9 protein-coding genes and 1 CRISPR repeat array (1 of these 10 running past the window's edge) are annotated in these 12,549 nt (G+C 61.7%); of the genes, 4 read left to right on the forward strand and 5 right to left on the reverse strand.

The window, feature by feature from the left end; genetic code table 11:
- Positions 1–314: direct repeats of the CRISPR family, unit length 37 nt; unit sequence GTGTCGCCCGACCTTTGGGTTGGGCGTGGATTGAAAC (it extends 525 nt beyond the left edge of the window).
- A 173-nt stretch (positions 315–487) separates the two neighbouring features.
- Positions 488–1,210, reverse strand: a complete 723-nt coding sequence (locus tag VJ698_RS18005) for a phosphatase PAP2 family protein (protein WP_324104174.1) — start codon at positions 1,208–1,210, stop codon at positions 488–490.
- 362 nt (positions 1,211–1,572) lie between these two features.
- On the opposite strand from VJ698_RS18005, the gene VJ698_RS18010 reads away from it, so the two are divergent.
- The gene (locus tag VJ698_RS18010; RefSeq protein WP_324104175.1) at positions 1,573–1,809 is read left to right on the forward strand and encodes a hypothetical protein; all 237 of its coding nucleotides are present in this window, start codon (positions 1,573–1,575) and stop codon (positions 1,807–1,809) included.
- A gap of 123 nt (positions 1,810–1,932) precedes the next feature.
- Complete coding sequence (locus tag VJ698_RS18015) at positions 1,933–2,832, forward strand: sigma-70 family RNA polymerase sigma factor (protein WP_324104176.1); 900 nt, start codon at positions 1,933–1,935, stop codon at positions 2,830–2,832.
- A gap of 266 nt (positions 2,833–3,098) precedes the next feature.
- Here the strand turns inward: VJ698_RS18015 and VJ698_RS18020 are convergent, their stop codons facing one another.
- Positions 3,099–4,598 (reverse strand): B12-binding domain-containing radical SAM protein, encoded by a 1,500-nt coding sequence (locus tag VJ698_RS18020; protein ID WP_324104177.1) that lies wholly within the window; start codon positions 4,596–4,598, stop codon positions 3,099–3,101.
- A gap of 283 nt (positions 4,599–4,881) precedes the next feature.
- Positions 4,882–5,715 (reverse strand): SGNH/GDSL hydrolase family protein, encoded by an 834-nt coding sequence (locus VJ698_RS18025; RefSeq protein WP_324104178.1) that lies wholly within the window; start codon positions 5,713–5,715, stop codon positions 4,882–4,884.
- Positions 5,716–6,120: 405 nt separating this feature from the next.
- Here VJ698_RS18025 and VJ698_RS18030 point away from each other — a divergent pair, with 405 nt between their 5' ends.
- On the forward strand, positions 6,121–7,974 hold the full coding sequence (locus VJ698_RS18030; RefSeq protein ID WP_324104179.1) for a glycosyltransferase family A protein: 1,854 nt from the start codon (positions 6,121–6,123) through the stop codon (positions 7,972–7,974).
- Positions 7,975–8,058: 84 nt separating this feature from the next.
- On the opposite strand, the gene VJ698_RS18035 is transcribed toward VJ698_RS18030, so the two are convergent.
- The gene (locus VJ698_RS18035) at positions 8,059–9,795 is read right to left on the reverse strand and encodes a methyl-accepting chemotaxis protein (protein ID WP_324104180.1); all 1,737 of its coding nucleotides are present in this window, start codon (positions 9,793–9,795) and stop codon (positions 8,059–8,061) included.
- Positions 9,796–10,090: 295 nt separating this feature from the next.
- The gene (locus tag VJ698_RS18040) at positions 10,091–11,749 is read right to left on the reverse strand and encodes a long-chain fatty acid--CoA ligase (protein WP_324104181.1); all 1,659 of its coding nucleotides are present in this window, start codon (positions 11,747–11,749) and stop codon (positions 10,091–10,093) included.
- A 187-nt stretch (positions 11,750–11,936) separates the two neighbouring features.
- Here VJ698_RS18040 and gstA point away from each other — a divergent pair, with 187 nt between their 5' ends.
- On the forward strand, positions 11,937–12,545 hold the full coding sequence (gene gstA, locus VJ698_RS18045; RefSeq protein WP_324104182.1) for a glutathione transferase GstA: 609 nt from the start codon (positions 11,937–11,939) through the stop codon (positions 12,543–12,545).
- Positions 12,546–12,549 lie beyond the last annotated feature (4 nt).

The following is a 12,549-nucleotide window of genomic DNA, read 5'->3' on the forward strand; positions in this document are numbered from 1 at the left end:
TTGGGTTGGGCGTGGATTGAAACGCGGATCGTCGAATCGAAATAGGCGCGGTCGCGGTGGTGTCGCCCGACCTTTGGGTTGGGCGTGGATTGAAACGTTGACCTGGCTGGGCGAAAATGGGTCGCGCAAACGGTGTCGCCCGACCTTTGGGTTGGGCGTGGATTGAAACGTCGTCATCGGCGGCGGGCGTCGGGCTTGTCGCGGGTGTCGCCCGACCTTTGGGTTGGGCGTGAATTGAAACGACGCGAGTTTGCTTCGCACGGTAGCCGGCCTGTCAGTGTCGCCCAACCTTTGGGTTGGGCGGGGATTGAAACCCAGATGCCCGAGCCATACGGCAGCTTCATGCGCGCGTGTCGTCCGACCTTTGGGGTTGGGCGTGGATTGAAACTGGCAAGAGTGCAAGCGGCTGGCTTATGAGGTTTGTGTTGCCCGGCCTTTGGGCCGGGCGTGGATTGACACCGTACATGCCGTAGCGTTGCGCGGATTGTTACACGCGCCCCACAGAAACAACCTTCGCGTCGCCGGCAGGCACCGGCGGCAACAAGTAATAAAACACCGACAGAAACACCCACACCACCCACGCCGACCACACGTTGTGCGAGAGGAAGTGCGCGCCGCGCATCATTTGCGCCCATCCCATCAGCATGCCGGCGGCGAGGCCGATCACGAGGAACAGGCGCGCCGCGCGCTGGTGGGTATCGCGCAAGGCGAAATAGAACGCCATCAGTGCAAAGCCGCCCGAGGCGTGGCCGCCGGGGAAGCAGTGGCCCGCGGCGATACCTGCAGGCAGGTGCTCGAACAGGCCGTTGAAAGGTGCGTAGCCGCCGTACTCCGCGAGGTCCCAGGGGCAATGCATCGGGCTGGTGGCCTTGAACAGCGACACCAGCATCGGGCCACCCGCCATCGCAGCGAACAGCCACAGCAGCCGGCGGCGATGCGCGCGCCACTGCGGCCGGATGAAGGTGAGCAGGAAGGCGATGAGCACCGCCGCGCCGAACACGACCATCACCATCTTCAGTCCGGTGTGCATGACGTTCTGCATGAACGGACTGTCGCGCAGCGGGAAACCATGCGCGTGCGCGTCGTAATACCAGCCGATCAACGTGCGGTCGAGCGGTGTCGCTTCGAACAGCCAGAAGATCATCGGCGCAAGCGCAAGCGCCAGCCACAGGTGCCAGTACTTGCGCCATGCATTGTTCAGGTAGGTCATGGGAATATCCGTTGGAAAGCGTTCCCGGCTGGATTCGCCGTGTCTTGCGGCATCACCGGGGGATGTGAAGGATAGCATGGCCAGCCAGGTGCGTTGCTGCGCCGGCGCCTTCATGCAATATGTTATGCCGCCCCTTCAGGCCAGGCATGAATCCATGTCAACAGTTCCTTGCAGACATGTCTTTACAAGAGTTCAATAAAGGACATTTGGCTTGAATTCGAACCCGCGAGCCCCCAGACGATGCCGGCGTTGCCATGCTTGTCATGAACATCCGCGGGCGATGGCCTGTCTGCATCTTCCGTGTCACGTTCTGGTCTGCTGCCTCGTCTTGATGTCAAGACAGGCAACACAATGAGGAACCCATGCAATCCCTTGCCCTCCTCTTGCTCGCGGCGAAGGCTGGCGGAGCATTTCTGGTGTTGCACTCGCTGGTGCATGCTGGCGACTTGCTGACTGGCGGATTCGAAGCGCATCATTTGATGCATGTTCCGCCCGGCGTATCCCTGATGGCCCTGCTGACCTTACCGAGCCGGAAAACATTAACCAAGGAGAACTTCGATGTTGACATGGATCGCGCGGCGCCCGCTCGCCGCCATTGAACAGACCTTTGAGCGGGCCTTTCACCATAACGCGAACTACATGCGGAAGGAGACCCGCTTCACTGCCTCGGTGCGGCACTCGCCCGTGACCAGATATTCCGCAACGCTGCGCGAGTCGGCGGCATGAAGGCCGCGAATGCACCTGAGGCAGGCGACTTCGAACCGCATCGTCGCCATCTGCGCGCCCTCGCCTATCGCATGCTCGGCTCGCGCACAGAGGCGGAAGATGTCGTGCAGGATGCGTGGTTGCGCTGGCATTCGGCCGACCGCGCCAGTGTCGACAATGCGCGCGCCTTTCTGTCGCGCACGGTGACGAACTTGTGCCTGGACCGCATCAAGTCTGCGCAGGCGCAGCGTGAGGTGTATGTCGGGTCGTGGCTGCCGGAGCCGGTGGTGGATGATGAGGCGCAATTCCAGCCAGGACCGGAAGCGGCGCATGAACTCGCAAGCGACCTGTCGTTCGCCTTCATGCTGACGCTGGAACGCCTGTCGCCGCTGGAGCGCGCGGCCTTTCTGCTGCATGATGTGTTCGACATGGGTTTCGGTGAGGTCGCCGCTGCGCTCGGGCGCAGCGAAGCCGCCTGCCGCCAGCTGGCGTCGCGCGCACGCGCGAACGTCCGCGCGAACCGACCCGCCGTCAAGGTGGCGCCAGAGGTGGAGCAGCGGTTGGCCAGCGCCTTCGTGCGCGCCTTGCTCGAAGGCGACGTCGATGCGCTGGCGCAAGCGTTGGCGGAGGATGCGCGCTTCGTGTCGGATGGCGGCGGGCGTGTCACGGCGGTGCCAAAACCGCTACATGGGCGTGACCAGATCGCGAAGGTGCTGATTGGCTTCGCACGCCTGTACGATCCGGCGCTCTATCGCATGCGCCGTGCGCGCATCAACGGCCTGCCGGGTTTCGTACTCTTCACTGCACAGAGCGAACCGGTGCAAACGATAGCGCTGGAGATCGGCGTGAACAACGTCATCAGTGCAATCTATGTGATGCGCAATCCGGACAAGCTGCGGAGGGTGAATCCGTCATAAAAGCGTTTGGAGAAATCTGATGAATGAAGCATAGTCGAATTCGTGTTTGGTTTGAAACCCATCGTCCACGGAAAACACAAAAACACAGAAAGCATGGAAATGTTCCTGGTGGCCTGCATCGATCTTAATTGGTTCCATTCGCCGGTGGAGCGCAAACACTGTTTTTCCTCTGAGAGATCCCAATGCTTTCCGTGTTTTTTGTGTTTTCCGTGGACATCCATCACGGTCTCTGCAAATTCATCTCACCGCGTCACAGCGCCTTCGCATCAAGCCGCAAGGTGTCGCGTCTGCCGCTGCAGCGCGTCGCTCTTGACCTGCGTCGCGCCCTTGAGGCGGTTTTCGCGTTTCTGCATCTGGCCGGCGTAGTCGCTGTCGAGCGTCGCCGCCACCGCATCCGCATCGTGGCCGCGCTCGCGCAGCCATTCGCCCACCAGCGCAGTCAGGCGTTCGAGCGCGATGCGGTGCGTGGCGCCGGCCTTTTCATAGATCCAGTCGGACAGTGCCATGAAACCGGCGAACGGCGTCTCGCCAAGGATCAGTTTCAGCGTGTTCGCGAAGCGACCGGAATTGGCGATCATGTCCCAGTAACGCGCGAAACGCACCAGGCGCTGCATGGTCGCGAAGTCGATGCAGTTGTTCGCGAGGATGGTGTAGGGCGGATAAGGGTCGAACACCAGGCCACAGGTCTCTGTATGCCGGATCACGGGGGTGCCGCGCAGGCGCTTGAGGATGCCGAACTGGATCTCGTGCGGATTGATCTTCACCAGGTGATCGAAGCCGCGCGCGAAGCTGTCGATGTCTTCGCCCGGCAGGCCTGCGATCAGGTCGACGTGCAAGTGCGCGTGTGATTGCTCGCACAGCCAGCGCAGATTTTCAGCAGCCTTCTCGTTGTTCTGCTTGCGGCTGATGGTGGTCTGCACTTCCGGATTGAAGGTCTGGATGCCGATCTCCAGCTGCAGCGTGCCCGGCGGAAATTTCCTGATCGCTTCCTTCAGCGCATCCGGCAAGTGATCGGGCACCACTTCGAAATGCGCATACACTGGATCTTCCGGACGGGCCGCCAGCTTGTCGAGGAAGAACTGCATGATGCGCAGGCTCGACTTGATGTTCAAGTTGAAGGTGCGGTCGACGAACTTGAACAGCCGCGCGCCGCGCGCATACAGCGATTCCAGTTCCGCCATGAACGTATCGAGGTCGAAGGGCCACGCGGTCTTGTCGAGCGAGGACAGGCAGAACTCGCACTTGAATGGACAGCCGCGCGAGGCTTCCACGTAGAGCGTGCGATGCGCGATGTCGTGCTCGTTGTAGAACGCATAGGGCAGTTTGATCTCGTTCATCGGCGGCTGCACGCCGGCATGGATCTTCATCAACGGCTTCGGGCCGTTCAGGATCTCGCGGCACAACTTCGGGAAGGTGGCGTCGCCCCAGCCGGTGACGACGTAGTCGGCCATCTGCGCAATCTGCTGCTGCTCCGTCTCATGCGACACCTCCGGCCCGCCGAGCACGACGACGATGTCCGGCGCGACGCGCTTGAGCACGGCCACCACCTTGGCCGCCTCTTCCGCATTCCAGATGTAGACGCCGAGGCCGACGATGCGCGGGCGATGCTCGAGTATCTTCTCGACCACGTCGGTGGTTTTTGTGCCGATCACGAATTCTTCCAGGCGCGTCGATGGCTGCAGGTCGCCCATGTTGGCGTACAGGTAACGCAGGCCGAGCGATGCGTGGGTGAAACGGGCGTTGAGCGTGGCGAGGAGGATGGTCATGGGAGGGTTGCGTGAATCGGTGAGTGGCGTATTTTACGCTTGTGGGCAAGGTGGGCGGTTTGCCTTGGTGGCGGGGAGGCTGGGATGCAATTGCGGCATGGTTTGATTGAATTGATGTTTGCTCGGATTGCATCCCAGCCTACGGCTTGCAGCCGGTTGTGTTGCCCCGCTTTTTGATGTTGAGTTGACAATCACCTCGTGGCAACATACGCCGCTTCAATACTAACGAAGTAGGCTGGGATGCAATCCCGGCCTACTGTCCCGCATCGCTCACCAACGCACCTCACTGCATCGACGCAAACTGCGTCGCGGCATAGTGCCCCTTCATGACATAGACATCCGGATTGGGATGCAGGCCATCGCCGCAAATGTCCCACACGCCCTTGCCCGTGCTGGCGAGGTACTGCTTCAGGTACGCCGTCTGGTCGATGACCGGGACGTTCTCGGCGGCGGCTGCGTCGCGCTGGGCCTGTGTGATCTGGTCATAGCTCAGCTCGCCGGGATGATTGCCCGGCCCGATCGTTTCGACGATGACTTTCTTGCCATTGGCCTTGGCGATCTGGATCAACTGGCGCACGCGTGCAGTCGTGTTCGTTACTGTGTCGTGGGAGTGGTATTCGATGATGACGTGCGTGGCTTTGGACTGTGCCATTTGCTGGGTCCATGCCGGATAGACGCTGTCGCCGGCAAGCGCGTTTTCCGCGAGGCGGCCGGGGCTGCCCATGTTTTGCACGTTCAGGCCGGTATCGGCCGCGAAGGCTGCCGGCGCGGGACTGTCGACACGCCCCCAGTCGGTGTTCGGCATCCATCCCCAGACAATGGAATCGCCATAGTATTCAACCAGGGCCGGATTGCTCGGAGCGGGGCTTGCGCTGGCCGGTGCTGCATCCTGGATCGGCGTCGTGGTTGGCGCTTGTGTTGATGGCGGCTGCGCCGGTGCTGCCTGAACAACTGTCGCCTGCGCAGGCACGGCAACGACCGGCGCCACTGCGGACTGCTGCGACACCACCGCCGTTTCGGCGGATTGCAGATTGCTCGATGGCGTGGCGTCACCGCCATTGCCACCGCAAGCAGCGAGCAGGAATGGAACAACGGCGAGGAATGCGGGTAGTTTCATGTTAAGCCCCAGGAATGCGTGAGCCCGGCAGACTCAGGAACGACTTTGCCCGGCGTCACGCACGTGGGCGGACGCGACTAGTGCCAAAGGACAAATATCATTGTGCCAAGCCAATGGGCAGGATGACCGAGAGAAAGACAAGATGATCCGAGGAAAGTTTCCAGATGGAGACTTGATGCAATATCCGCATGCATTGGCTGATGCAAGAACAGCATCAACAAAAAATTGCCATTCCTGATCGGCACGGCGCGGCGATCCCGATCAGGCAGACGACACGGCGCGCTTGCGCAAGAGAGTCGTGCCACATCAACAATGCGCCTCCTGTTGTCCGACATCATGGCACGCAGACAACAAACACCGCCAGGATCGCTGCACGCCGGCGATCATGTGGCGAAAGGATCACACATGGCGGAGACACATACACCATCGGTCAGCGTACTGGTGCCGACGTTCGAGCAGGCACACTTCATTGCACGCGGGCTCGACAGTCTGCAGGCGCAATCGCTGATCGACTGGGAAGCGATCATCATCGATGACGGCTCGGAGGATGGCACCGCGGAAGCTGTGTCCGCATTCATGGATGACGCGCGCATTCGCTATCACCGACTATCCGGCAATACGGGCCTGGGGCACGCCTTGAATGAAGCGCTGTCGAGGGCACGCGCGCCTTTGATCGCCTACCTGCCGAGTGACGACGTCTACTATCGAAACCACCTCGACCATCTGAAAGCCTGCCTGGACGCGAACCACGATGCGGCCCTTGCGTATTCCGGCGTGCGCCATCACTACAATCGCCACGCCGCCGGCCAGGTGCCAGGCTTTCCGCTGCAACTGGTGCAGTGCATGCACCGCAAATGCGATGCACGATGGGTGGAACGCGCCGAACTGGAGTCGAATGATCTCGAACGTCTCTACTGGTCGCTGCTGCGGCCTCTCGGCGCCTTTGTCGGCAGCGGCACCATCAGCTGTGAATGGGTGTCGCATCCGGCACAGCGCCATCGGCTCATGCGCGAGCCGGAGGGCGGGATCAGCACATTTCGTTCCCATTACCGCATCAGCGAACCGCTGCGTTTCCACAGCACAGTCGGCCATCTGATCGATGAGGTGGCACATTACCGGCCCATGCGTGAGCGGCCCGACACGCCGCAGGCGCGCGACGGCCTGAGGATACTGCTGGTCGGCGAGCTGGCCTACAACGCGGACCGCATTCTCGCGCTGGAAGAACAGGGGCACACGCTGTATGGCCTGTGGATGCAGCGGCCCTACTGGTACAACACCGTGGGCCCTTTGCCGTTCGGCCATGTGGAGGATCTGCCGCGCGACAACTGGCAGGAAGCGGTCCGGCGGGTGCAGCCGGATGTGATCTATGCGCTGCTCAACTGGCAGGCCGTGCCCTTCGCCCATGAGGTCATGCTGGCGACGCGCGGCATCCCTTTCATCTGGCATTTCAAGGAAGGCCCGTTCATCTGCATGGAAAAGGGAACATGGCCGCAGTTGATCGATCTGCACCGGATGGCCGACGGGCAGATCTTCTCCAGTCCGGAAATGCGGGACTGGTTCGATACCGTCGTCCCTGGCCTGTCAGGCCGCAAGCCGACGCACGTGCTGGACGGCGACCTGCCCAAGCGCGACTGGTTCGCAGAGCAGCGCACGCCGCTGCTGTCCGAGACGGACGGCGAACTGCACACGGTATCGCCGGGCCGGCCGATCGGTCTGCATCCGCAGCATGTCGCCGCACTGGCCCGCCACGGCATTCACCTGCACTTTTATGGCGAGATCACGCATGGCATGTGGCTGGAATGGATTGAGAAAACGCAGGCACTGGCGCCGCACCATGTGCATCTGCATCGCAACGTGGGGCATGCGGAGTGGACGAGCGAGTTATCGCGTTATGACGCAGGCTGGCTGCATGTCTTCCAGAGCGCCAACGGCGGCGAGATCCGGCGCGCCAACTGGGATGACCTGAACTATCCCGCCCGCATGAGCGCGCTTGCCGCAGCTGGCCTGCCGATGCTACAACAGGCGAATGTCGGCGCGATCGTCGCCACGCAAGAATTCACTCGGCGGCATGGCATCGGCGTGTTCTTTGATACGGTCGAGGAGCTTGCCGAACGGCTGAAGGACCGGCAGCAGATGCAGGCGGTACGCGAACGGGTCTGGCAGCAACGGCACCTGTTCACGTTCGATCATCATGTGCCGGCGCTGGTAGATTTCTTTCGCGCCGTGATTGCATCGGCAGCCGGAAGAGTTACCCGGTAGCGTGCGTCGTGCGCACGGCTTGTGGTGATGCGGGGCCTTATTGCCTGTCATGCGGCATGTCGTGCACCCGGCTCGCGCCACGCATCAGAACTCTTCCCACTCACTCCCTGCGGCGGGTGGTGGCGCGGCGATGCGCCGGGTGCGCGGTGCGGACTCCTGCCGGCTGGCCGCGAGCTTCTTCGCCGTGCGTCGTGCCGGTACGGGCGACGGGCTTGGGCGCGGTCTGGCTGCGGATCTCGCTGCTGGTGCAGCGGCCGCGAGACGCGTGACATCCACCTGGAATGCGCCGACGATCTGCACCAGTTGCTGCGCCTGTTCCTGCATCGCTTCGGACGCGGCGGCGGCCTCCTCCACCAGCGAAGCATTCTGCTGCGTCACTTCATCCATCTGCGCGATGGCCTGGTTGATCTGCTCGATGCCTGCAGTCTGCTCGTGCGACGCGGCCGTGATCTCGCCGACGATGTCGCTGACCCGCTTCACGCTGTCGACGATCTCGCCCATGGTTGCGCCGGCATCATCGACGAGTTTGGCGCCGACATGGATCTTCTCGACCGAGTCGTTGATCAATGCCTTGATTTCTTTTGCCGCGCTCGCGGACCGTTGTGCAAGGTTGCGCACTTCGGTCGCCACCACCGCGAAACCGCGGCCCTGCTCGCCGGCACGCGCCGCTTCCACGGCGGCATTGAGCGCGAGGATGTTGGTCTGGAATGCAATGCCGTCGATCACGCTGATGATATCGACGATCTTCTTTGCCGATTCATTGATGGAGCCCATGGTGTCCACGACCTGCGACACCACCATGCCGCCGCGCCCGGCCACATCGGACGCCGAGAGCGCGAGCGCGTTCGCCTGCTGCGCATTGTCGGCGTTCTGCTTGACGGTCGAGGTCAGTTCCTCCATCGAGGATGCGGTCTGCTGAAGTGAGCTGGCCTGCTCTTCGGTGCGCGAGGACAGGTCGAGGTTGCCGGAGGCAATCTGGCTCGACGCGGTCGCAATCGTGTCCGTCGCCTGGCGCACCTGCGTGACGATGCCGGCGAGATTGTCGCGCATCGCACGCATGGCGTGCAGCATGCTGGCGTCGTCGTTCTGCCGGAGATCGATATCCACACGCAGATCACCCGATGCAATACGCGTGGCAACGGCAGCCGCGAATTCCGGTTCGCCGCCGAGCCGTTTCAGCAGGCCGCGCGTGATGAGGAAGCCGATACCGCCGGCGATCAGGATGGCGAGAACGCCAAGCGCAAGCATGACGGTGCGTGCATTGGCGAAGGTTCGGTTCGCCGTGACGCCCGATGCATCCATCAGTTCCACCTGGAACTGGATCAAGGCATTCAGGCTTGCCTTGTAAGCGTCCAGGACCGGGCGCAATTCCGTCGCGAGGTAAGCCTTTGCTTCCGGCACCTTCTCCTCGTTGATCAGCGCGATCAGCTTGTCTTGTCCGGCGACATATCTTTCGTGCGCTGCCGATACCTGGCGCAACAACTCCTTGCCTTTGGGTATGACGATCACTCGTTCCAGCTTGTCGAGATCGGTGGTGGTTGACTTGCGCGCCTGCGCAATCTCGTCGATCTGCTTCTGCCGGTCGTCCTTGCTGTCGGTGAGCATCATGTTCCGGATGTCGATGGCAATCCGGTCGGTTTGCGCCAGGAGGTCCGTTGACGCTGCAATCTTCGGCCAGCGGTCATGGACAATGGAACTGGTGCCGTCGTCGAGACTGGAAAGCTGGGTGAGTCCGACCGACAGGATGATCCACAACAAAATGCAGACGCTGCCGAAACTGAGCGCAAGGCGCGTGCCGACTTTCATGTTTCGAATGTTCATGGAATGGTACTTCCTGGAGGCGTGGCGGGACCCTCGCCGCGGTCCGACGAAGAGTTGTGTGCCATTTAATATTGCGCCAGATAGTTGACGCAACGCAAGCAGAAATGCTCAGCGCGATGGAGCGCGATGCAAAATTCCAACGGTAATGAACAAAGCGGCAATGCGCTTGTTACCGAGAGTCGGTGGGAGTGCTTATGAAGCTGCTAATGAAGCTGCTGATGCTGCCAGCGATCGTAATGCACCGTGCATTGCGATCGCCGGCCGGGAGGGATCAGAGGACAGGGCGACGGGAGACTTACTTCGCCATTTCCTTTTCCTGCAAGGTGCGCCACATCACCTTGCCGGTAGCGGATTTTGGCAGCGTGTCGACGAATTCCACGACGCGCGGCACTTTGTACGCGGCCATCTTGTCATGCGCCCACTTGATGATGTCTTCCTCGCTGGCTTCGACGCCGGCGCGCCTGACGATCACCGCCTTCACCGTTTCGCCGCGATAGGCATCGCGCGCCGCGATGATGCAGCATTCCTGCACCGCCGGATGCTGGTACATCATCGACTCCACTTCCGCCGGCCACACCTTGAAGCCGCTGGCGTTGATCATGCGCTTCAGGCGGTCGGTGAAGAAGAAGAAACCTTCCTCGTCCATGTAGCCGAGGTCGCCGGATCGGAAGAAACGCTTGCCACCAAGTTCGGCGAAGGCTTCCTCGGTCTTCTTCGGATCGTTCCAGTAGCCCTGGAATACCTGCGGGCCGTGGATCCAGATTTCGCCGGTCTCGCCTTGCGGCACTTCCTTGAACGTATGCGGATCGACGATGCGCGAATCAACGTTGAGATACGGAATGCCGAGGCATTGCTGCTTCATGCGCTTGGGCGGATTGATGTGCGTTGCCGCCATCGTCTCGGACAGGCCGTAGCCTTCCATGTATTCCTGGCCGGTGAGTTCCAGCAGCTTCTGCGCAATCGCCGCCGGCATGGCGGCACCGCCGCCGGAAACACGCTTCAGGCCGGAGATGTCGTACTCGGTGAGCCGCGGGTTGGACAGGAAGTCGATCATCATGGTCGGGATCAGCGTCCAGGTGGTGACCTTGTAGCGCGTGATGAGCTGGCCCGCGGCGTCGCGGTCCCAGCGCGGCAGCACGACGATCCCGCCGCCGGAGAAGATCATGGCGTTCATCACCGACTGCATGCCAGTGACATGGAAGAAGGGCAGCACCGCGAGCGTGACATGGTCCGGTACATTGGGTCCGGACCATGCGGGGCTGGCCACCGCATTGAACATCACCGAGCGGTGCGTGTGCACGCAGCCCTTGGGCTTGCCCGTCGTGCCCGAGGTGTAGGGCATGCAGGCGAGGTCTTCCGGGCCGGCCTCGTGCGAGCGCGGCTCGCGCTTTTCCGCCACCGCCGCTTTCCATGCCACCACGCCGGGCGCCGCGGCGATGCTGTAAGGCGCGCGCACGAAATCCGGCACGTTGAGTTCGGTCGGTGCAATTAGGTAATCGGAATACGCACCCACGATGGCATGTGACAGGCCGCCCTCGCCGACCAGCGGCGCGACGCGCCCATACAGCTCCTGCGCGACGAACGCGACCTTGGCACCGCTGTCGTTCACGTAGTGCCGCAACTCATCGGTCACCAGCATCGGGTTGACCGGCACCACCATCGCATCGGCACGCAGGATGGCGAAGAAGGCGATGATGAACTGCGGGCTGTTCTGCATGTCGAGCAGCACGCGGTCGCCGCGCTGCACGCCGCACACTCGCTGCAGGTAGCCGGCGAGAGCGAGCACTTCCTCGTGCACTTGGCGGTAGCTGAGCACCGTGTCGTAGAAGATGATGGCAGGCTTGTCGGGATAGCGGCGCGCCGAGACTTCGAGGTTCACATAGACGCTGGTTTCCGGCGTCGTGATCGAGTACGGAAGGCCCTCCGGCCAGAAGCGGTAGTGGGTGGTGTTCATTGTCTCTTTCGTTCTTGTAGTAGTGCAATTGATTATAGTTCGTGGCTGAAATCTTGCACGAGCTGCGTCCTGCACGATTTTGCACCGTGAGCTACCATCGCGAATGTAAAGTTGTTCACAATTGACCGGCGTCAATCCGATGCCGGCCGCCTGCATGCACTCCATCCACTTCACGAAAGACGCCTTCATGAAACTGTATTACGCCACCGGAACCTGCTCGCTTGCACCGCACATCGTACTGCTGGAAACTGGCCTGCCCTTCGACACGGAAAAGGTCAGCCTCGCGACCAAGAAAACCGCGGACGGCATCGATTACACCAGCATCAATCCGAAGGGTTATGTGCCGGCGCTGCAGCTCGACAATGGCGAAATCCTGACCGAGGTGCCGGCCATCGTGCAGTACGTTGCCGACCTCGCGCCGGAGAAGCAGCTCGCGCCCGCATTCGGCACCATGGAACGCTACCGCCTGATTGAATGGCTCAATTTCATCTCGACCGAATTGCACAAGGGCTTCGGCGTACTGTTCCATCCGGGCCCGGAGGAAACCAAGCAGGCGGCACGGGAAACCCTGGCCGCACGCCTCGGCATAGTCGAGAAGCAATTGCAGAAGCATGAGCATATCGCGGGGAACCAATTCAGCGCGGCGGATGCCTATCTCATCACCGTGCTGGGCTGGGCCAGGCCGCTGAAATTCGACCTCGCCCGCTGGCCCGCGGTCCAGGCTTATCAGCAGCGCGTGGCGGCCCGTTCGACGGTGCATGCCGCCATGGTGGCGCAGGGGCTGATCAAGGAATAGTCTG

It is taken from the genome of Noviherbaspirillum sp. (genome assembly GCF_035254685.1).
Taxonomy (GTDB): Bacteria; Pseudomonadota; Gammaproteobacteria; order Burkholderiales; family Burkholderiaceae_D; genus Noviherbaspirillum.